Annotated in this window: 16 protein-coding genes and 1 riboswitch; of the genes, 1 reads left to right on the forward strand and 15 read right to left on the reverse strand. The window is 71.3% G+C overall.

Annotated features, from left to right (window positions below; all coding sequences use genetic code 11):
- Window positions 1-368: 368 nt before the first annotated feature.
- From argH to J2Y69_RS00045, 9 genes are all read right to left on the reverse strand, one after another.
- On the reverse strand, window positions 369-1,802 hold the full coding sequence (gene argH, locus J2Y69_RS00005; protein ID WP_310016405.1) for an argininosuccinate lyase: 1,434 nt from the start codon (window positions 1,800-1,802) through the stop codon (window positions 369-371).
- Entirely contained in the window at window positions 1,799-2,731 is a 933-nt protein-coding gene (gene argF, locus J2Y69_RS00010; RefSeq protein WP_310016407.1) for an ornithine carbamoyltransferase, read from the reverse strand. The genes argH and argF overlap by 4 nt, the downstream gene beginning before the upstream one ends.
- A complete protein-coding gene (locus J2Y69_RS00015; protein WP_310016409.1) occupies window positions 2,728-3,933 on the reverse strand; it encodes an acetylornithine transaminase in 1,206 nt (401 codons plus the stop codon). Before J2Y69_RS00015 ends, argF begins: the two co-directional genes overlap by 4 nt.
- Complete coding sequence (gene argB, locus J2Y69_RS00020) at window positions 3,930-4,847, reverse strand: acetylglutamate kinase (RefSeq protein WP_310016411.1); 918 nt, start codon at window positions 4,845-4,847, stop codon at window positions 3,930-3,932. Before argB ends, J2Y69_RS00015 begins: the two co-directional genes overlap by 4 nt.
- Window positions 4,844-6,001 (reverse strand): bifunctional glutamate N-acetyltransferase/amino-acid acetyltransferase ArgJ, encoded by a 1,158-nt coding sequence (gene argJ / locus J2Y69_RS00025; RefSeq protein ID WP_310016412.1) that lies wholly within the window; start codon window positions 5,999-6,001, stop codon window positions 4,844-4,846. Before argJ ends, argB begins: the two co-directional genes overlap by 4 nt.
- A complete protein-coding gene (gene argC / locus J2Y69_RS00030) occupies window positions 5,998-7,050 on the reverse strand; it encodes an N-acetyl-gamma-glutamyl-phosphate reductase (RefSeq protein WP_310016414.1) in 1,053 nt (350 codons plus the stop codon). Before argC ends, argJ begins: the two co-directional genes overlap by 4 nt.
- Before the next feature lie 266 nt (window positions 7,051-7,316).
- Window positions 7,317-9,635 (reverse strand): bifunctional hydroxymethylpyrimidine kinase/phosphomethylpyrimidine kinase, encoded by a 2,319-nt coding sequence (locus J2Y69_RS00035; RefSeq protein WP_310016415.1) that lies wholly within the window; start codon window positions 9,633-9,635, stop codon window positions 7,317-7,319.
- Window positions 9,632-10,492, reverse strand: coding sequence for a hydroxyethylthiazole kinase (gene thiM / locus J2Y69_RS00040; RefSeq protein WP_310016417.1), 861 nt, complete (start codon window positions 10,490-10,492; stop codon window positions 9,632-9,634). The genes J2Y69_RS00035 and thiM overlap by 4 nt, the downstream gene beginning before the upstream one ends.
- Window positions 10,483-10,577: riboswitch (TPP riboswitch) on the reverse strand. (Overlaps the previous gene by 10 nt.)
- Before the next feature lie 7 nt (window positions 10,578-10,584).
- On the reverse strand, window positions 10,585-11,574 hold the full coding sequence (locus tag J2Y69_RS00045) for an NAD-dependent epimerase/dehydratase family protein (RefSeq protein WP_310016418.1): 990 nt from the start codon (window positions 11,572-11,574) through the stop codon (window positions 10,585-10,587).
- A gap of 111 nt (window positions 11,575-11,685) precedes the next feature.
- On the opposite strand from J2Y69_RS00045, the gene J2Y69_RS00050 reads away from it, so the two are divergent.
- Entirely contained in the window at window positions 11,686-12,828 is a 1,143-nt protein-coding gene (locus tag J2Y69_RS00050; protein WP_310016421.1) for an AAA family ATPase, read from the forward strand.
- An 81-nt stretch (window positions 12,829-12,909) separates the two neighbouring features.
- Here J2Y69_RS00050 and pheT read toward each other — a convergent pair whose 3' ends face one another.
- The 6 genes from pheT to J2Y69_RS00080 form a co-directional block, all read right to left on the reverse strand.
- Window positions 12,910-15,408 carry a phenylalanine--tRNA ligase subunit beta gene (pheT, locus tag J2Y69_RS00055; protein ID WP_310016423.1) on the reverse strand — a complete coding sequence of 833 codons (2,499 nt, stop codon included), beginning with the start codon at window positions 15,406-15,408 and terminating at the stop codon, window positions 12,910-12,912.
- Entirely contained in the window at window positions 15,408-16,448 is a 1,041-nt protein-coding gene (gene pheS / locus J2Y69_RS00060; protein ID WP_310016425.1) for a phenylalanine--tRNA ligase subunit alpha, read from the reverse strand. Before pheS ends, pheT begins: the two co-directional genes overlap by 1 nt.
- A gap of 137 nt (window positions 16,449-16,585) precedes the next feature.
- A complete protein-coding gene (locus J2Y69_RS00065) occupies window positions 16,586-17,491 on the reverse strand; it encodes an amino acid ABC transporter permease (protein WP_310016427.1) in 906 nt (301 codons plus the stop codon).
- Window positions 17,488-18,135, reverse strand: a complete 648-nt coding sequence (locus tag J2Y69_RS00070; RefSeq protein ID WP_310016429.1) for an amino acid ABC transporter permease — start codon at window positions 18,133-18,135, stop codon at window positions 17,488-17,490. The genes J2Y69_RS00065 and J2Y69_RS00070 overlap by 4 nt, the downstream gene beginning before the upstream one ends.
- Before the next feature lie 60 nt (window positions 18,136-18,195).
- Window positions 18,196-19,107 (reverse strand): glutamate ABC transporter substrate-binding protein, encoded by a 912-nt coding sequence (locus tag J2Y69_RS00075; RefSeq protein WP_310016431.1) that lies wholly within the window; start codon window positions 19,105-19,107, stop codon window positions 18,196-18,198.
- 94 nt (window positions 19,108-19,201) lie between these two features.
- The gene (locus J2Y69_RS00080; RefSeq protein WP_396653005.1) at window positions 19,202-19,951 is read right to left on the reverse strand and encodes an amino acid ABC transporter ATP-binding protein; all 750 of its coding nucleotides are present in this window, start codon (window positions 19,949-19,951) and stop codon (window positions 19,202-19,204) included.
- Between the last annotated feature and the right edge of the window lie 68 nt (window positions 19,952-20,019).

Here is a 20,019-nt window from a genome sequence, read left to right on the forward strand (position 1 = left end):
AAGGAATTCTCAACCACCAACAAAAAGTCAGTGGACGAGGATAATTTGGCATTTGACAAGTGCACGCTGTTGAGTTCTCAAGGATCGGATGCTCCCACAGCTCAGCCGCGAGGCTTCACAAATGGGGCAACGTCTCTCCCACTCCTGCTCGCACCCGGAGGTGAAACTGAGGAGTGAGTCTCCCATCCTACCTCATCGGCTCCCACGAGGGAAGCTCTTGATTCAGGATCGGGATGTGTTCACTGCTTGAGGGGAGCTGGGCCTTTCGGCCTCTCGCTCGACCCTTTGGGGCGAACAAGTAATAACTTACGCGGATCCCCGGGGTCCGGCAAATCGGGGCCGGATCCCGGGCGTGTCGGAGGGCGCCCTCACAGCCCGAGGGCGTGTGCTGCGGCCTGCGCGCGGGCGACGAGCTCGGAGCGCTGCTCCCCCACGCGGATCGGCGCGGTGCCGCCGACGCCGTCGCGGCTCGCCACCGATCCCTCGATCGACAGCACCTCGCGGACGGCGGGGCGCAGGTGCGCGGAGACCTCGGCGAGCAGCTCGTCCGAGGCGTCCTCGAGTCCGATTCCCCGCTCCTCGCACGCGCGCACGAGCGCTCCGGAGATCTCATGCGCCTCGCGGAACGGGACGCGGTTCTTCACGAGCCACTCCGCGACGTCCGTCGCGAGCGAGAACCCCTGGGGCGCCAGCTCCGCCATGCGGTCGACGTCGAACCTCAGCGTCGCCACCATGCCGGTGAAGGCCGGAAGGACCACCTCGAGCGTCCGCACGGAGTCGAAGACCGGCTCCTTGTCCTCCTGGAGGTCCCGGTTGTACGCCAGGGGAAGCCCCTTGAGCGTCGCGAGAAGGCCGGAGAGGTTGCCGATCAAGCGCCCCGACTTGCCCCGGGCAAGCTCGGCGATGTCCGGGTTCTTCTTCTGCGGCATGATGCTCGACCCGGTCGAGTAGCCGTCGTCGAGCGTCACGAAGCCGAACTCGCGCGTGTTCCAGAGGATGATCTCCTCCGACAGGCGCGAGAGGTTCACCCCGATCATCGCCGTGATGAAGGCGAACTCCGCCACGACGTCACGGGAGGCCGTCCCGTCGAGCGAGTTCTCCGCGGGACGGTCGAGCCCCAGCTCGCGCGCGACGAGCGCGGGGTCAAGGCCCAGTGTGGAACCGGCCAGCGCACCGCCGCCGTATGGAGAGACCCCTGCCCTGACCCGCCAGTCGACCAGCCGCTCCAGATCGCGGACCAGTGGCCACGCATGGGCCTGCAGGTGATGGGCGAGGAGCACCGGCTGTGCGTGCTGCAGATGGGTGCGCCCGGGGAGGATGGCCCCGGGATGCGCCTCGGCCTGGGCGACGAGCGCGTCAACCAGCCGCAGCAGATCGTGGGCGATCACCCTGGCGTGGTCGATGAGATACATCCGGACGAGCGTCGCGATCTGGTCGTTGCGGCTCCGGCCGGCGCGGAGGCGCCCGCCGAGGTCGGCACCCACCTCACGGATGAGGGCGGCCTCGAGCGCGCCGTGCACGTCCTCGTCCGAGGGATCGGGGAGCAGGCTCCCGTCGGCTATCGCCCCGGCGAGGGCGTCCAGGCCCTCGTGCATCCGCCGCTCCTCCTCCGGCTCCAGGTACCCCGCCGCGGCGAGCGCGACGGCGTGCGCGTGGGATCCCGCGATGTCGTAGGGGGCGAGCACCCAGTCGAAGTGCGTGGAGCGGCTCAACTCCACCAGCTCCGGGCTCGGCCCGCCTGCGAAGCGTGCGCCCCAGAGGGCGCCCTCGTTGGTCGCGCCGCCCGTGCCGTCGCCGCTCATGCCTCGTCCTGCTTCCCGAGGAGCCACACCAGCAGCGCCTTCTGCGCATGGAGCCGGTTCTCCGCCTCGTCCCACACGACGCTCTGCGGGCCGTCGATCACCTCGGAGTCGACCTCGTAGCCGCGATCCGCGGGGAGGCAGTGGATGAAGATCGCCTCCGGATCGGCCAGCCGCATCGTCTCGGTGGTCACCTTGTGCCCGCCGAGGTCTCGGAGGCGCTCGATCTTCTCCTCCTCCTTGCCCATCGACACCCAGGTGTCGGTGACGACGACGTCGGCGCCGACCGCCGCCTCCTCCGGGTCGGTCAGGAGCGTGATGGAGCCGCCGGTCTCGGCGGCGCGGCGGCGCGCGTCGGCGATCACGTCGGCGCGCGGCGCGTAGGCCGCGGGAGAGGCGACGCGGACGTGCATCCCGGCCGTGACGCCGGCGAGGACGTAGGAGTGGGCCATGTTGCTGCGCCCGTCCCCGAAGAAGGAGAGGGTGAGGCCGGCGAGGTCCCCCTTGTGCTCGCGGATCGTCAGGAGGTCCGCGAGCAGCTGGCAGGGGTGGAAGTCGTCGGACAGCGCGTTGACCACCGGGACGCGGGTGCCCGCCGCCATCTCCTCGAGCCCCGCCTGCGCGTAGGTGCGCCACACGATCGCGGCGACCTGGCGCTCCAGCACCCTGGCCGTGTCGGAGGGGGTCTCCTTGCCGCCCAGCTGGCTGTTCGCGGTGGAGATGATCAGGGGCGAGCCGCCGAGGTCGGCGATGCCGACCGCGAACGAGACGCGGGTCCGCGTCGAGGACTTGTCGAAGATCACCGCGACCGTCTGGGGGCCGGCGAGCGCCTTGCTGGCGAAGCGGTCCTTCTTCAGCTCGATCGCGAGGTCGAGGATCTCGGACTGCTCGGCCGGGCTCAGATCGTCGTCGCGAAGCAGGTGGCGGGTCATGCGGGGATCTCCGTGGTGCTGGGGACGGTCTCGGCGACCGCCGCGAGGGCGGCGCCGAAGAGGTCGAGGAACTCCGCCGTCTCGGCATCGCCGATCGTGAAGGCCGGAGCGATGCGGATGACGTCGTCGGTGGGCGCGTTCACGATCAGCCCGCGCTCCTGCGCGGCCTCGCGGACGGCGCCGGCGACCGGATGCGACAGCGTGACCCCGATCAGGAGCCCCGCGCCGCGGGTGCCGGTGACCAGCGGCAGCGTGGCGATCCCCTCGCGCAGCTGAGCGCCGCGGGCGACGACGTTCGCGAGGAGGCCCTCCTCCTCGATGTGGCCGAGGACCGCGTTCGCGACGGCGCTCGCGAGGGGGTTCCCGCCGAACGTGGAGTTGTGCGTCCCGGGGTAGAAGAGCCCGCTCGCCGCGCCGAAGGTGATCATCGCTCCCAGCGGGAACCCGGCGCCGATGCTCTTGGCGAGCGTGATCGCGTCGGGGACGATCCCCTCGCGCTGGAAGGCGAACCACTCCCCCGTGCGTCCGGATCCGGTCTGCACCTCGTCGAGGATCAGCAGCGCGTCGTGCTCGGTCGCGAGGTCGCGCGCACGGGCGAGGAACCCCTCGGGGAGCTCGACGACGCCGGCCTCGCCCTGGATCGGCTCGATGACGATCGCCGCGACCGTGTCGTCGAAGGACGCCTCCAGCGACGCGATCGTCCGCTCGACCGTACGGATCCCGGGGAGCGCAGGCTCGAAGGGATCGCGATAGGCGGCCTTGGGGGTCAGCGAGAGCGTGCCCATCGTGCGGCCATGGAAGGCGCCGTCCAGCACGAGGATGGTCGTGCGTCCCGACCTGTTGCCGTGCAGCCGGGCGAGCTTGATCGCCATCTCGTTGGCCTCGGTGCCGGAGTTCGTGAGGAAGACCCGCCCCTCGTCCCCCGTCCCGGCGAGGCGCTTGAGACGCGCGGCGAGCTCCAGCTGGCCCGGGGAGGCGAAGTAGTTGGACACGTGCGAGAGCGTCGCCGCCTGACGGGACACCGCCTCCACGAAGACCGGGTGCGCATGCCCGAGGCAGTTCACCGCGATGCCGCCGAGGAAGTCGAGGTATCGACGCCCGTCCGCGTCCCACACGGATGACCCCTCGCCGCGGACCAGGAGCGCGAGGCGCCCTCCCAGACTCATCAGATCGCGCGATGCGTCTTCCTGCCAGGCGCTCATTCGGCGTCCGCCTTTCCGTCTGCGACCACTTCGGTCCCGATCCCCTTGCTGGTGAAGAGCTCGACGAGCACCGAGTGCGGCACGCGGCCGTCGATGATCGCCGCGGCCGTGACCCCGCCCTCGACCGCTTCCAGGCACGCCCTCATCTTCGGGATCATGCCCGACTCCAGCGAGGGGAGCATCTCGGCGAGCTCCGACGTGGTGATGTGCGAGACGAGCGAGTCCCGGTTCGGCCAGTCCGCGTAGAGCCCCGCGACGTCGGTGAGGATCACGAGCTTGACCGCGCCGAGCGCGGTCGCGAGCGCGGAGGCCGCGGCGTCGGCGTTGACGTTCAGGGACTGGCCGGGGTGGTCCAGATCCGGGGCGATGCTGGAGACGACCGGGATGCGACCGGCCGCGAGATGGTCGAGCACCGGCGTCGGGTCGACCTGGACCACGTCGCCGACCCGGCCGAGGTCCACCTCCTCGCCGTCGACGAGGATCCCGCGGCGGCGGCCGCCGAAGAGCCCGGCGTCCTCCCCGCTGAGGCCGGTCGCGATCGGCCCGTGGCTGTTGATCTTGGCCACCAGCTGGGGGTTGATGTGCCCCGTCAGCACCATGCGCACGACGCTGATCGCCTCGGTCGAGGTGACGCGGTAACCGCCCTTGAACTCGCTCGGGATCGCGAGGCGGTCGAGCATGTGCGAGATCTGGGGGCCCCCGCCGTGCACGACCACGGGCTGGACGCCCACGTAGCGCAGGTAGGCGATGTCCTGGGCGAACGCGTCCTGCAGCTCGTCGCTGATCATCGCGTTGCCGCCGTACTTGACGACGACGATCTGGTCCCGGAACCTCTTTAGCCAGGGCAGGGACTCGATGAGCGTCGCGGCCTTCTCTGCGGCGACGTCCGGCGCGGTGTCTTGGAGATCTGTCATGAGGAGTAGGCGCTGTTCTCGTGGACGTAGTCGTGGGTGAGGTCGTTGGTCAGGATGGTCGCCGTGGCGGATCCCGCCTTCAGGTCGATGAGCAGGTCCGTCGCACGGGGCGTCAGATCGACCTCCTCACGGGGGCGGTCGGGGCCGCCGGCCGCGCAGACGCGGACGCCGTTCATCCAGACGTCCACCGCGTAGGGATCGAACTGCGCGCTCGTGGTGCCGATCGCGGCGAGCACCCGGCCCCAGTTCGGGTCGTTCCCGAAGATCGCCGCCTTGAACAGGTTGTTGCGGGCCACCGAACGGCCGACCTCGACGGCCTCGGCCTCGGTCGCCGCGTTCGTCACCTCGATCGTGATCTCGTGGCTCGCCCCCTCGGCGTCCTGCTGGAGCTTCTTGGCGAGCACGCCGCTGAGCTCCGCAAGCGCCTCGGCGAAGACCGCCGGATCGGGGCGGATGCCCGATGCGCCGCTCGCGAGGAGCGTGACCTGGTCGTTCGTGGACATGCACCCGTCCGAGTCGACGCGGTCGAAGGTCCGTGCCGTCGCACCGCGGAGCGCGGCGTCGGCCTCGGCGGCGTCGAGGTCCGCGTCCGTGGTGATCACGACGAGCATCGTGGCAAGGCCAGGGGCCAGCATCCCCGCGCCCTTCGCCATCCCGCCGATCGTCCAGCCGTCCCGGGAGACGACGGCCGTCTTCGCCATCGTGTCCGTCGTCATGATCGCCTCGGCGGCGGCCTGTCCGCCGTCCCGGCTCAGGACGGAGACACCGGCCTCGACGCCCGTGAGCACCTTGCGGCGGAACTCCTCGTCGCCGGTGCCGATGAGCCCGGTCGAGCAGACGACGACGTCGCCCGCGCTCACGCCCAGGAGCTCCGCGGCCTTCTCGGCGGTGAGGTGGCTGGTCTGGAAGCCGAAGCTCCCGGTGAAGCAGTTCGCCCCGCCGGAGTTGAGCACGACCGCCTCGATCACGCCGTCCTTCACGGCCTCCTGGGACCAGAGGATCGGATTGGCCTTGGCGCGGTTGCTCGTGAACACCGCCGCCCCGGCTTTGCGCGGTCCGCGGTTGACGACGACGGCGACATCGGGGCTGCCGGTGCTCTTGAGGCCGGCGGCGACGCCGGCCGCCTCGAATCCCAGGGGTGCGGTGACGCTCACGGGGCGACTCCGTTCGTGGTCAGCGCCGTCTCCTCGGGGAGGCCGAGCGCGATGTTCATGGACTGGACGGCGGCCCCCGCCGTCCCCTTGACGAGGTTGTCGGTCGCGGCCACCACCGTGACGCGGTTCGCCGCGCGGTCGATCGCGAGGCCGAGCAGCGCGGTGTTCGCGCCGAGGACGTCGGCCGTGCGGGGGAACTGCCCCTCGGGGAGCAGCTGCACGAACGTCTCGTCGCCGTAGGCCTGTTCCCAGGCCGCGCGGATCTCGGCGTCGGAGACGCCGGGGACGATGGGCGCGGTCGAGGTGGCGAGGATGCCGCGCGCCATGGGCACGAGGACGGGCGTGAACGAGATCCGGATCCCGGATCCGTCGCTTCCCGCCGCCGCGGCGAGCGCCTGCCGGATCTCGGGGATGTGCCGGTGGGTGCCGCCCACGGCGTAGGGCGCGGCCGAGCCGAGGATCTCGCTGGCCAGCAGGTTCGTCCTCAGGCTCTTGCCGGCGCCGGACGGGCCGACCGCGAGGACGCTGACGATGTCGGACGGGTCGATGACCCCGGCGGCGACGCCCGGCGCGAGGCTCAGGCTCACGGTGGACGCATTGCACCCGGGGGCCGCGATCCTGGTCGCTGTGCGCAGGCTCTCGCGCAGCTTCACCCCGTTGGAGGTGAGCTCCGGGACGCCATACGTCCACGGGTCGTGGAAGGCACCGCCGTAGAAGGCGTCCCAGGCTTCCCGCGAGGAGAGACGGTGGTCGGCGCCGGCATCGATCACGAGCGGCGCGTCGGCCAGGGCCTCGGTGTACTGGCCGGACTGCCCGTGCGGCAACGCGAGGACGACGACGTCGTGTCCGGCGAGGACCTCGGCCGTGGTGTCCTGGAGCGTGAGGTGCGCGAGGGAGCGCAGGTGGGGCTGGTGCTCGACGAGCGGCTGGCCGGCGTTCGAGTGGGCGGTGACGGTGCGGATCTCGATGTCGGGATGGCCCGCGAGGAGGCGGAGGATCTCGCCGCCCGCATAGCCGGATGCGCCGGAGACGGCGACGGAGTACGTCATGCTTCTACCTTAACGGTCGGGGTCGATGGGGCCGGGGCGGCGACACCGGGGCTCGACCGTCGCCGAAGGATCGGGACGAGAGCGCGGGGTCGCCTAGAGTCGGCGGTCGCCTCGACGGGTCCGGCGCCGGCGCACCGGAGCGACGCTCGGGAAGAGCGTGGCGGTGACGTGCGCGGCCGGAAGCATGTCGCGACGATAGCGCGCCGCTCCGCGACGGCGCAAATCCTGCCGTCACGGAGCAGCGCCCGGCCCGCCCTCCACCCTCCTCAGCGTCGCCGATCACCGCCCGCCGGCGTCACACCCGGCACCAGAATCGGGGCCGGCATCGGGTCTGGCATCGGGGCTGGCATCGGGTTCGGCATCGGGGCTGCGAAGAACGCCCGCTCGTAGACGACCGACCTCTCGAACGCGAGCCGCATCCGCTCCCTCGTCCGCGGATCGGCGCCGGCCGCGGTCTCCGCGACGAACCCGATCGCACGCCGGTTCGCCTCCTCGAACCCGGGGTCGGCGTAGGTCGCGAGCCAGGAGGCGTAGGGGTGGTCGGGGTCCTGCGGTCTCGTGCCGAAGGCGCCGCCGTGCAGGCGCGCGCCGAGGTCGGCGTAGAGCCAGAAGCAGGGCAGGAGGGCGGCGATGAGCACGCCGTGCTCGCCCGAGAAGGCCGCGGAGCGCAGATGGTCGAGGTAGGCGACGGTCGCGGGAGCCGGCTCCGCCCCGAACGCCTCCGCGCCGGACGAGCCCGCCCCGTCCGAGTCTGCGTAGGCCGCGGTGCCGAGCCAGGAGGCGTGCAGCTCCAGCTCCCCCGCGATCGCGTCGCGTGCGGCGCCGGCCCAGAACGCCTGCTGTGCGGACGTCGGCGCCGTGCGCGCGGCCTCGGCGAGGGTGCGCGCGTACTCGCGCAGGTAGAGCGCGTCCTGCTCCAGGTAGAACAGGAAAGCGGAACGCGGCAGATCGCCGTCGGCGAGGGCCCGGATGAAGGGAAGGCCATCGATCCCGGCGCGGACCCTCGCGATCCGGTCCCACCAGTCGGCGGCGACCGCGTCCGCCGTCGGACGCGTCTCCAGCCCTCCCCGGCTCCAGAGCCCGGCGAAGTGATGGACGGGTCCGTGCCCGCCGCCGACTCCGAGCGTGGAGCCCGCGATGATCGACTCCCGGAGCCACGCGCGCGACTCGGCCACGGCGTCCGGCCAGGCGGCGCCGCGGGCGCGCCGGGTCGCGAGGGCGGAGGACAGCGAGCACCCGGTGCCGTGGGTGGATCGCGTCCGGATCCGCTCGCCGGGGAACAGGCTGATCCCTCCTCCCGGCTCGACCAGCGCGTCCGGGGCGTCGTCCCCGTCGAGGTGGCCGCCCTTCACCAGCACCAGGGTCCCGGAGCGGCCGGCGACCCTGACCGCCTGCGCCAGCGCGTCGTCCCAGGTCGCCGCGACCTCCTCCTGCGCCAGCATCGCGAGCTCCGGCAGGTTGGGCGTCACGACGTCGACGAGCGGCAGCAGTCCGCGCAGCGCCTCCTCCGCCTCGGCGTCCAGGAGCCGGTCGCCGCTGGTCGCGACCATGACGGGGTCGAGCACGATCGTCGGCGGACGGTGCTCCTCGAGCCAGGAGCGGACCACCCGGATGATGCCGGTGTCGGCGAGCATCCCGATCTTGACCGCGTCGACGACGATGTCATCCGACACGGCGTCGAGCTGGGCGCGCAGGAAGTCCGACGGAGGGCGGTGGATCTCGCGCACCCCGCGCGTGTTCTGCGCGACGAGGGCGGTGATCGCGGTCATGGCGTAGCCCCCGTTCGCCGAGATCGACTTGATGTCGGCCTGGATGCCCGCGCCTCCCGACGGATCGGTGCCGGCGATGCTCAGAACTCGCGGCGGGCCGGTGATCGGCGAGGGCACGATCGGCGAGGGCGCGATCGGCGGGGGTGCGATCGGCGAGGGTGTCGGCGCGTCCCGCCAGGCACGCACGAGGCGCGTCGCCGCGGCGCGCGGGTCGGCAGCGGCGCACAGGGCCGAGACGACGGCGAGCCCCGCGGCCCCGGCACGACGGAGCGGTGCCGCATCGTCCTCCGTGATCCCGCCGATGGCGACGCAGGGCAGTGGCGACACCGCAGCGAGCGCGGCGAACCCCTCGACGCCGAGGACCGGCGGATGATCCGGCTTGGTCGTCGTCGGATGGATCGCGCCGACGCCCAGGTAGTCGACCGTGCCCGGCGGGAGCGCCCGGGCGGCCTCCAGATGCGCAGCGGTGTTCGCGGTCAGCCCGACGATCGCGTCGGGACCCAGCAGCTCCCTGGCGCGGAGGACGGAGGCATCGGACTGCCCGAGGTGTACGCCGTCCACACGTGCTCCTCGCCGACGGGCCTCGACCACGACGTCCAGACGGTCGTCGACGACGAGCAGCGCACGGCCGTCGATGACGGCGGCGAGCTCCACGAGCAGGGCGAGGAACTCCTCGTCCGTGGCGTCCTTGTCCCGTAGCTGGACGATGCGCGCGCCGCCCGACACCGCCGCGTCCACCACCGCGGGCACCCCTCGCCGACCGCACAGACGGGTATCCGTGACGAGGTACAGCGACAGGTCGATCGCGCGGGTCATCGTGCTGCTCCCTCGATCGCGCCGGTCCGCACCCGCGCACGGCGGACGACGTCCTCCGGCGCGAGGGCGGAGAGTGCATCGAGCAGTCGGACGGCGAACGTCCCCGGCCCCGGGGATCCCGCCGCCGCGTCCTCCGCGGCGACCGTGTATGCGAGGGTCGCCCCTGCGGCGGCGAGCAGCGGGGGGCATCCGGCGGGGGCCGCCCCGAGAAACGCGGCCATGACGGCGCCCAGCGCGCAGCCACCGCCGGTGATCCGGGTGAGGAGCGGGTCGCCGTTCGCGATGCGCACGACGTGAACGCCGTCGGTGAGCAGGTCGACCTCCCCGGACACCGCGACCGCTCCCCCGGTCCTCATCGCGAGCGATGCGGCCGCCTCCGCCGCGTCGTCCGGGCTGCTCGTCGCGTCGACGCCGCGGCCGCCCCGCCCGATCCCGGCGAGCGCGAGGATCTCCGAGGCGTTGCCGCGGATGACGGACGGACCACGTCCGAGGAGGTCCGCGGCGAGCGCGGTCCGGACCGGGAGCACCCCGATCGCCACCGGATCGAGGACCCACGGCGTCCCCGCGGACACCGCGCCGTCCGCGGCCTCGATGCTCGCGGCGCGCTGCTCCGGCAAGGGCGTCCCGAGGTTGATCAGCACGCCGGACGCGACGCCGGCGAACAGACGGGCCTCCCCGACGATATCGACCATCGCGGGGGCGGCCCCGATCGCGAGGAGGACGTTCGCGGTGTACCAGGTCACCACGCTGTTGGTGATGCAGTGCGTGACGGGGGAGCCGTCCCGCACGCGGGTCAGGAGATCCGCGGCGGTCTCAGCCACGGACTCGGCGGACGGTGGGCGCAGACGATCGCTCATCGCGACATCCCTTCGCTAGTACGAACTAGATCAGGTTCGACGGGTGTGCTCTCAGCCGCGCATCGCGGCACCCCGTGTCACTGCGGCCGAGTCTATCGAGCGGGGGCGTCGCCCGCGCAGCGCAGCGCCGAGAGGACGTCGCGCTCCGCTCCGCGGTCCAGGCCAGCCCGGCGCGGACGGTCCAGACCCCGCAGCCGTTCGTCGGCGAGCACATCGCCAATGGTCTCGTCCAGCGGACGCAGGCGCCCTCCCGCCGCACGATATGCGACGTTGGACCGGGTCATGAAGCCGGGCATGTCCGCGGGCAGCCAGAGCGGGAGCGACCGCTCCCCCATCCAGTGCGCGACGCCGAGGGCGAGGAGCTCCTCGTCGGGGACCTCGACGATCGCACCGCGATGGGAGGACAGGGCGCGGATCCGCTCCAGGACCTCGGCGAGCGGCCGGGCGTCGCCGATCGCGTTCACGGTCCCGGTCCCCTCCCCGCCGACGATGAACTCCGCGAGGTCCCCGAGGTCGATGACCTGCGCCGATCGTCCGTGCGCCGCCGGCACCAGGACCGGGTCGTCCCCCGCGCGGTCGAAGGCGGCAGCCCAGTAGCCGAAGCGATCGCTCGGGTCTCCCGTGCCGACGACGAGACCCGGCCGGACGATCCGCGCCCGATCGCCGAGCGTCCTCACGGCCTCCTCGGCCGCGACCTTCTCCGCGCCGTAGTCGTAGACGTCCCCGGTGCCCGCGGGCCGGTGAAGCGGCGCGGTCTCGTCCTGCCCCGTCGCGACGTCGTCCGAGTAGACGGAGAGGGAGGAGACGAAGGTCCACCGACCGGCGCGCGCGCCGAGCGCGGCCACCGCCCGGCGGACATGGTCCGCCCGCGACGAGATGTCCACGACCTCGTCCCAGTCCGTCGAGGCCAGGATGCCGTATGGGTCCTCTGCGTCGCGGTCCCCCACGACGAGAGCCGTGCCTTCCGGGGCGGGCCTGCCCCCTCGGGCGAGGCACGTGACGTCGGCGCCCCCGTCCCGCCATCGTCGCGCGATCTCGCCCGAGAGCCAGCCGGTGCCGCCCAGGATCAGTGTGTTCGTCATCCGCTCATGCCAGCACATCGGCCCCGCACGCGGAAGGGGAATCCACCGAGAGCAGAACGCCCGGCCACGGTCCGAACGGCGATGTCCGCGCCTGCTGAGACGATGGGCGGCATGCTGACCACACTCGCGATCTCGGGATACCGCTCTCTCGTCGACCTGGTGATGCCGCTCGGCCCGCTCACGGTCATCACCGGCGCGAACGGCAGCGGCAAGTCCAATCTCTACCGCGCCCTGCGCCTGCTCGCCGCGGCGGGCCGCGGCACGGTGGTCGGCGCGATCGCCCGCGAGGGCGGGCTCGGCTCGGTGCTCTGGGCGGGGCCCGAGAACCCGAAGGAGGGCGTGCCCGCCCAGGGCACCCGCCGCACCCGTCCGATCGCGGTACGGCTCGGCTTCGCCGGGGACGGTCTCGGCTATCTGATGGACCTCGGCCTTCCGCAGGCAGGTCCGGACAGCCCGTTCACCCGGGATCCGGAGATCAAGCGGGAGCAGGTCTTCACCGGTCCGGTCGCGCGCCCGGCGACGCTCGTCGTCGATCGGGACCGCTCCGGGGTGCGGGTGCGCGAAGACCACTGGCGATCGCTCGGCCAGTCGCTCGGCCCCGGCCAGAGCGTGCTCCTCGATCTCGCGGACGGCGGTGCGCAACCCGAGCTCGTCGCGCTCCGTCACGGCATGGACCGGTGGCGCTTCTACGACCACTTCCGCACCGACGAGGGCGCGCCGGCGCGTCTCCCCCGGATCGGGACGCGGACGCCGTGGCTGAGCGATGACGGCGCCGACCTCGCGGCCGTCTGGGCGACGACGCGGGACGCCGGGGCCGGCCCGGCGGCCGATGCCGTCATCGACCGCGCCTTCCCGGGGTCGCGCGTCGAGATCGACGACGTCGACGGGGTGTTCGTGCTGCGCCTGCGCCAGCCGGGGCTCCTCCGCGCCCTCTCGGCCGCCGAGCTGTCGGACGGCACCCTCCGCTTCCTGCTGCTGACGGCTGCGCTCCTGCCCGCCGTCCCTCCTCCGCTCATCGTCGTCAACGAGCCGGAGGCGAGCCTCCACGAGAGCCTGCTGGACCCGCTCGGCGAGCTCCTGCGAGCGGCGGCGGCGAAGACCCAGGTGATCGTGGTCACGCACGCGCCGCGCCTGCGCCGCGCTCTGGAGGACGCGGGCGGCGAGATCGTGGAGCTCTTCTCTCGCGGCGCGGGAACGCAGATCCGCGATCAGCTCCCGCTGGAGCGCCCGTCGTGGCAATGGCCGTCCCGGTGACGTAGCAGGAGGTCCTGCCCCCTGGGGCAGGACCTCCTGCTACGTCCTCCGGTGGCTCCGCGTCGTTCTCCGGTGAGGAGGCTAGTCGCGGATGGCCGCGCCGAACCGTTCGGCGGCGACGGACACGCCGGCGAGCTTCGCGTCGCTCGCCTCCGCCGCCGTGAGCGTGCGATCCGGCGCGCGGAAGCGCAGCGCGAAGCTGAGGCTCTTGGCTCCATCGTCCAGACCTTCGCCGCGGTAGTCGTCCACGAGGCGGACGGACTCCAGCAGCGGGCCCGCGCCCTCGCGGAGCGCGGCACGGACGTCCGCGGCCGGGACCTCGGCGGGCACGACAAGCGAGACGTCCTGCGTCGCCGCGGGGAACGTCGAGAGCGACTCCGCGACGACGCGGTGCCCGGCCAGTTCCAGGACGCGGTCCAGGTCCAGCTCCAGCACCACGGCGCGGCCGGGGAGGTCTGCGTCGGACGCGACCGAGGGGTGCAGCTCGCCGAGGTAGCCGACATCCTCGCCGGCGGCCCGGAGGACGCCGGTCCGGCCGGGGTGCAGCGCCGCGCGCTCCCCCTGGACGATCTCGATCTCGATCCCTGCACCCACGCCGATGACGCGCAGCGCGTCCAGCGCCTCGGCGAGCCCTGCGGCCTCGGCAGGGCGACCGGGCTGACGCGGCGTGACGTTGCCGGTGAGGAGAGCGGCGAGATGGCGGTGCTGCGGCGGGATCGCCTGGTTCAGCGCGGCGATGGTCTCGTCCGACGGCAGCTGTCCGAGCGGCGGGACCTCGTCCGTGCCGTACGTCCTGCCCTCCTCGGGGAGGAACACGGTCCCGGTCTCGAAGAGGGCCAGGTCCACGAGGCCGCGCGCGATGTTGCGGTGCGCGATCTGCAGCAGCCCGGGGACCAGCGAGCGGCGCAGGAACGGCGCCTGTCCGTCGAGCGGGTTCGCGAGCCGGATTCCGGGCAGGCGCCCGCCGCTCGCGGAGCCGTGCAGGTCGTTCTGCTCCTGGGTCGTGAACGGGAAGGAGGGCGTCTCGACGAAGCCCGCCGCCGCGAGCGCATCGGCGACCCGTCGCCGTCCGTGCTGGAGGACGGTGTACCCGCGGCCGGACGGCGGGGTCGGCAGGACCGACGGGATGCGGTCGAGGCCGTGGATGCGCGCGACCTCCTCCGCGAGCGTCCACTTGTCGGTGAGGTCCGGGCGCCAGCTCGGCGGGATGACCTGTCGCCCCTCCCCGGTCTCGGTGATCTCCGCGCCGATCGTCTCCAGCGCGCCGACGACCTCGGCGTCGGTGTAGTCGACGCCGATGAGCCCCTGCACGAAGCCGGAGGGCAGGTCGATCCCCTCGATGAAGACCTCGGCGAACAGGGCGCCGCCCTCGTCCGTCATGGTCCCGCCCGCGAGCTGAACCATGAGGTCGGCGACGCGACGCGCCGCCGCGAACGGGATGAGCGGATCCACTCCCCGCTCGAAGCGCTTGGACGCCTCGCTGGGCAGCTTGTGCCTGCGGGCGGACCGGGCGATGGTCACCGGGTCGAAGGTCGCCGCCTCGATGAGGACGTTCCGCGTCGTCCCGCTCATCTCGGTGGTGCCGCCGCCCATGACGCCGGCGAGGCCGATCGGGCCCGATCCGTCGGTGATGAGGAGGTCCTCGGAGTGGAGGGTCCGCTCCTGACCGTCGAGGGTGGTCATGGTCTCGCCGTCGTGCGCCCGGCGAACGGTGATCCCGCCCGTGAGCGTGTCGAGGTCGTACCCGTGCACGGGGTTGCCGAGCTCGAGCATCACGTAGTTCGTGATGTCGATGAGCACCCCCAGCGAGCGCATGCCGGCGAGCGTCAGACGAGCGACCATCCACGGCGGGGTCGGCCGGGACGGGTCGACGCCGCGGACGACGCGCGTGACGAACTCGCTGGCGCCCGCCCGGCCGCGGAGCGGGTTCCCGTCCTCCACGACCGCGGTGAACCCGGATCCCGGCTGCAGCTCGGCGAAATCACGATCGGCCGGATCGCGGAAGGCCGCGCCGGTGGCGTGCGCGTACTCCCGCGCGACGCCGCGGATCGAGAAGGCGTAGCCGCGGTCGGGCGTGACGTTGATCTCCACCGCGACGTCGTCGAGGCCCAGCAGCGCGATCGCGTCCGTGCCCTCCGGCGCGTCGATGCCCAGGGTGGAGAGGACGAGGATGCCGTCGTGCTCCTCGCCGAGGCCGAGCTCGCGCGCCGAGGCGATCATGCCGTCGGAGACGTGCCCGTATGTCTTGCGGGCGGCGATCGGGAACGGGCCGGGCAGCACCGCGCCGGGGAGGGTCACGACGACCTTGTCGCCGACCGCGAAGTTGTGCGCGCCGCAGACGATGCCGCGCGGCTCGGCCTCGCCGACGTCGACCTGGCACCACCGGATCGTCTTGCCGTTCGACTGCGGCTCCTCCTCGAAGGACAGCACCCGCCCGACGACGACGGGACCCTCGATGTCGAAGCGGTGGACGTCCTCCTCCTCGAACCCGACGGCGACGAGCGACGCCAGCACGTCCGCCGGCGTCGTGTCGGTGCCGACCTCGACGTACTCACGCAACCACGAAAGCGGGACGCGCATCACACCACCATCCCGAACTGCTCGCTGAACCGGATATCGCCCTCTGCCATGTCCCGCATGTCCTGCACGTCGCTGCGGAACATCAGCGCCCGCTCGACGCCCATGCCGAACGCGAAGCCGCTGTAGACCTCGGGATCGATGCCCGCAGCCCGCAGCACGTTGGCGTTGATCATGCCGCAGCCGCCCCACTCGATCCAGCGTGCCCCGCCCTTGAAGGTCGGGTGCCACAGGTCGAACTCCGCGGACGGCTCGGTGAAGGGGAAGAAGTTGGTGCGGAAACGGGTCTTGGCCTCAGCTCCAAAGAGCTGCCTGGCGATGTGGTCGAGCGTCCCCTTGAGGTTCGCCATGGTGATGCCCTTGTCCACGACCAGTCCCTCGACCTGCGTGAAGACCGGAAGATGCGTGGCATCGAACTCGTCGGTGCGGTAGACGCGACCGGGGCAGAGGATGTAGATCGGCACCTCGCGGTCCAGCATCGAGCGCACCTGCACGGGGCTGGTGTGCGTCCGCATCACGAGGTGGCGAGAGGGCGGGTCCACGTAGAACGTGTCCTGCTCCTGCCGCGCCGGGTGGTCGACGTCGAAGTTCAGGGCGTCGAAGTTGAACCACTCGTGCTCGAGCTCCGGCCCCTCCGCGATCTCCCAGCCCATGCCGACGAAGATGTCCGAGATCTGCTCCTGCATGAGCGCGAGCGGGTGCCGGGCCCCGACGCGCGCGCGGGAGGCGACGGCGGTGATGTCCACGCGCTCGGCCTCGAGCCGCGCCGCGGTCTCCGCCTCGGCGAGCTCCGCCTCCTTGGCGGCGAGGGCCTGCGTGACGCTGCCCCTCCCCTGGCCGATGAGCTTCCCGAACGCCGCCTTGTCCTGGGGCGCCACCTGGCGCATGGAGGCGTTCAGCACGGCGAGGGGCGAGCCCTCCGCGACGTGCGCGGCGCGCGCGGCTTTCAGCTCGGCGGTGTCGGCGGCGGCGGCGATCGCGGCGAGCGCTGCCGCCACGGCCGATTCCACCGCCTCGGGCGTGATGGCAGGGTTGTCGGACACGAGAACCGAGTCTACCGGCGGGCGCGCCGACCTCGATCTCGGCATAAGACGATGACGGCCGCCCGCCCCGACAAAGGGCGGACGGCCGACTGGTCAAGAGCGCGGGCAGGCCGGCGGAGATGCCGCCCAGCCAGGGCTCACCGGTTCTTCCGCGTTGCTCTTTGCTGAACGATCAGCTGCGTGTTCGTGGACTCCTCGTGTGTGCGCGGGTCGTCCGTCGGGTCGCCAATGATCGCCTTCAGCTTCGGCGACCGACGGGTGCGGATCTCCAGCCACTTCGCGACGCCCGAGAGGATCAGGCACATCACGATGTAGATGCTCCCGATCACGATCGCGGACTGCAGGATCGGCCTGCCCTGCTGGGAGCCCAGCAGCTTCGCGAAGTACAGCAGCTCGGGGTAGGTGATGATGAACCCGAGGGCGGTGTCCTTCATCGTGACCACGAGCTGGGCGACGATCACCGGCAGCATCGCCCTGATCGCCTGCGGGAGCAGGATCCGCGTCATCACACCGCTCTTGCGGAGCCCGATCGCGTACCCCGCCTCCTTCTGCCCCTTGGGAAGGGACTCGATGCCGGCCCTGAGGACCTCTGCGAGCACCGAGCCGTTGTAGACCATGAGCGCGATGACGACCGCCCAGTACGGCGGGATCCTCATCCCAACCACGGGCAGCCCGTAGAAGAGGAGCATCATGAGCACGAGCACCGGCACCGCACGGAAGAACTCCGTGACCACCGTGACCGGTATCCGCACCCAGCCGTGCTCCGAGAGGCGTCCGATCGCGAGGAGGAAGCCGAGCGCGATGCTGAGCACCGCGGCCAGCGCGAAGGCGGCCAACGTGTTCCCCAGCGCCGTGAAGATCTGCGTCCACACGGCGGTGAAGGTGAAGATGTGCCATCGGGAGGCGTCGAACTGCCCGCTCTCCCAGAACCGGTAGCCGATGAACCCGAGCGCCGCGAGGATGAGCAGCACCGTCGCCACGCCGATGATGCGGTTGCGCAGGATGGCCCGGGGGCCGGGGACGTCGTAGAGCACGGAAGTCATCGCGCGATCCTCCACTTGTTCTCCAGCGCCCGCTGCGCCCAGCTGAGCAGCAGCACCAGTGCGACGAAGATGACGGCCACCCACAGCAGCACGACGAGGGCGTTCTCCCCGCGCTCACTGAGGTAGGAGCGGACCGCGCCGAGGTCGAGCACGGAGAAGCCCGCCGCGACCGTGGTGTTCTTCAGCAGCGCGATGAAGACGCTCATCATGGGCGGGACGACCGAGCGGAACGCCTGCGGCAGCACGATCAGCGTCATCACCTGCCCGAACGGCAGGCCGATCGCGCGCGCCGCCTCCGCCTGGCCGACTGGGACGGTGTTGATCCCCGCGCGGAGCACCTCGGCGACGTAGGTCGCGGAGTAGATGCCGATGGCGAGGATCGCGAGCACCGTGGTGTCGAGCTTCGGGAGCCCGAGCTGCGGGTATCCGAAGATGAAGAAGAAGAACACCAGGGTGAGCGGGGTGTTCCGGATGAGGTTGACGTAGACGGTGCCCACCGCGCGAGCGATCGGCACCGGGGACACGCGCATCGCGCCCACGATGATGCCCAGGACGAGGGCGAGCAGGCCGCCGGCGACGAAGAGGATCAGAGTGTTCCTCAGCGCCACGCCCCAGAGATCCATGTTGTCGAAGATGACGCCCATGGAGCTCCTTCCGTTCAGTCAGTTCGGGGGCGGCCGGACGGCCGCCCCCGAACGAGGTGATCAGTACGCGTCGACCGCCGGCTGCTCGACCTTGATGCCGGACGAGCCGAGGTTCTTGTCGAAGATCGCCTTCCAGGTCGTGCCGCCCTTGGTGAAGAGGTCGTTGATGTGCGTGCGGAGGGCGGTGTCGCCCTTGGCCAGGCCGACGCCGTACTTCTCGACGGTGAAGGGCTCGCCCACGACCTTCAGGTTGTCCGGGTCCTTCGCCGCGTAGCCGATGAGGATCGCCTGGTCCGTGGTGACCGCCTGGACGCCGCCGTTGAGCAGCTCCTCGACGCAGGCCGAGTAGAGGTCGAACTCCTTGGTCGGCACGTTCGGGTAGTTGGTGCGGATGTTCTGGATCGGCGTCGAGCCGGTCGCCGAGCAGACCGTGGTCTTCTCGTTCAGGTCCTTCTCGCTCTTGATGGGGCTGTCCTTGGCCACCAGCAGGCCCTGACCGGTGACGAAGTAGGGACCGGCGAAGTCGATCTGCTCCTTGCGCTTGTCGGTGATCGAGTACGTCCCGACGTAGTAGTCGATGTCGCCGTTCACGATCGCCTGCTCGCGGTTGGCCGAGGCGATGGGCTTGAAGGTGATCTTGCTCTCGTCGTAGCCGAGCGAGGCGGCGATCCACCGGGCGATGTCGACGTCGAAGCCGGTGCGCTGGTTCGTCGTGACGTCGAGGTAGCCCAGGTTCGGCTGGTCCTCCTTGACGCCGATCGTGATCTTGCCGTTCTTGGTGATGCGGTCGAAGGTCGGGCTGCCGTCGACCTTCACGTCCTTGGCGACCTCGAACAGCGGCTTGTCGCCGCCGCCGCTTCCGCCGGTGGCCTCGCCGCCGGGGCTGGTCGGGCTTCCGCTGTTGCAGGCGGTCAGCGCCAGCAGTGCCGCAGCGGCGATGCCGATCGCCGCGAGTCCTCGTGTGCGTCGCATGTGGTTCTCCTTGGTAATGGGTGCGAATGGTCTCGTACGGGGGGCTGGTCGTGCTGTCGGAATGGGTGGGGAGGCGATCCGCGGGGACGGACCGTCAGTGGGTGAGGAGCTTGGAGAGGAAGTCCTTGGCCCTGTCGCTCTTCGGATTGGTGAAGAACTCCTCGGGCTTGGCCTCTTCGACGATGTGGCCGTCGGCCATGAAGACCACCCGGTTGGCGGCCTTCCGCGCGAACCCCATCTCGTGGGTGACGACGATCATCGTCATCCCCTCGGCCGCGAGCTCGACCATGACGTCGAGGACCTCGTTGATCATCTCGGGGTCCAGGGCGCTGGTCGGCTCGTCGAAGAGCATGACCTTCGGGTGCATCGCGAGCGCCCGGGCGATCGCCACGCGCTGCTGCTGCCCGCCGGACAGCTGGGCGGGGAGCTTCGACGCCTGCTTTCCGACGCCCACGCGCTCCAGCAGCTGCATGGCCTCCTTCTCGGCGTCGGCCTTCGACAGTCCTCGGACCTTGATCGGCCCGAGCGTGACGTTCTCGAGGATCGTCAGGTGCGCGAAGAGGTTGAAGGACTGGAAGACCATCCCGACGTCTGCGCGGAGGTTGGCGAGCGCCTTGCCCTCCGCCGGCAGCTCCCTGCCGTCGATGCGGATGGATCCGCTGGTGATCGTCTCCAGACGGTTGATCGTGCGGCAGAGCGTCGACTTGCCCGACCCGGAGGGGCCGATGATGACGACGACCTCGCCCTTCTCGACGGTCAGGTCGATGTCGGTGAGTGCCTGGAAGTCCCCATAGTGCTTCTGGACGTTCTCCACCACGACCAGCGGTCCACTGTCTTGTGCCATGCACCCAACCTAGGAGTGGGAACGGCCGATATGCGACAGGTGGGAACGCTGTTACCGAGATGTGATTG

This window comes from Microbacterium resistens (assembly GCF_031456305.1).
Taxonomy (GTDB): domain Bacteria; phylum Actinomycetota; class Actinomycetes; order Actinomycetales; family Microbacteriaceae; genus Microbacterium; species Microbacterium resistens_A.

Excerpts from the sequence above, each read along its gene's own strand:
- argH (WP_310016405.1), bottom strand. The coding sequence starts at position 1,802 with ATGAGCGGCGACGGCACGGGCGGCGCGACCAACGAGGGCGCCCTCTGG.
- argF (WP_310016407.1), bottom strand. The coding sequence starts at position 2,731 with ATGACCCGCCACCTGCTTCGCGACGACGATCTGAGCCCGGCCGAGCAG.
- J2Y69_RS00015 (WP_310016409.1), bottom strand. The coding sequence starts at position 3,933 with ATGAGCGCCTGGCAGGAAGACGCATCGCGCGATCTGATGAGTCTGGGA.
- argB (WP_310016411.1), bottom strand. The coding sequence starts at position 4,847 with ATGACAGATCTCCAAGACACCGCGCCGGACGTCGCCGCAGAGAAGGCC.
- argC (WP_310016414.1), bottom strand. The coding sequence starts at position 7,050 with ATGACGTACTCCGTCGCCGTCTCCGGCGCATCCGGCTATGCGGGCGGC.
- J2Y69_RS00035 (WP_310016415.1), bottom strand. The coding sequence starts at position 9,635 with ATGACCCGCGCGATCGACCTGTCGCTGTACCTCGTCACGGATACCCGT.
- thiM (WP_310016417.1), bottom strand. The coding sequence starts at position 10,492 with ATGAGCGATCGTCTGCGCCCACCGTCCGCCGAGTCCGTGGCTGAGACC.
- J2Y69_RS00045 (WP_310016418.1), bottom strand. The coding sequence starts at position 11,574 with ATGACGAACACACTGATCCTGGGCGGCACCGGCTGGCTCTCGGGCGAG.
- J2Y69_RS00050 (WP_310016421.1), top strand. The coding sequence starts at position 11,686 with ATGCTGACCACACTCGCGATCTCGGGATACCGCTCTCTCGTCGACCTG.
- pheT (WP_310016423.1), bottom strand. The coding sequence starts at position 15,408 with ATGCGCGTCCCGCTTTCGTGGTTGCGTGAGTACGTCGAGGTCGGCACC.
- J2Y69_RS00065 (WP_310016427.1), bottom strand. The coding sequence starts at position 17,491 with ATGACTTCCGTGCTCTACGACGTCCCCGGCCCCCGGGCCATCCTGCGC.
- J2Y69_RS00070 (WP_310016429.1), bottom strand. The coding sequence starts at position 18,135 with ATGGGCGTCATCTTCGACAACATGGATCTCTGGGGCGTGGCGCTGAGG.
- J2Y69_RS00075 (WP_310016431.1), bottom strand. The coding sequence starts at position 19,107 with ATGCGACGCACACGAGGACTCGCGGCGATCGGCATCGCCGCTGCGGCA.
- J2Y69_RS00080 (WP_396653005.1), bottom strand. The coding sequence starts at position 19,951 with ATGGCACAAGACAGTGGACCGCTGGTCGTGGTGGAGAACGTCCAGAAG.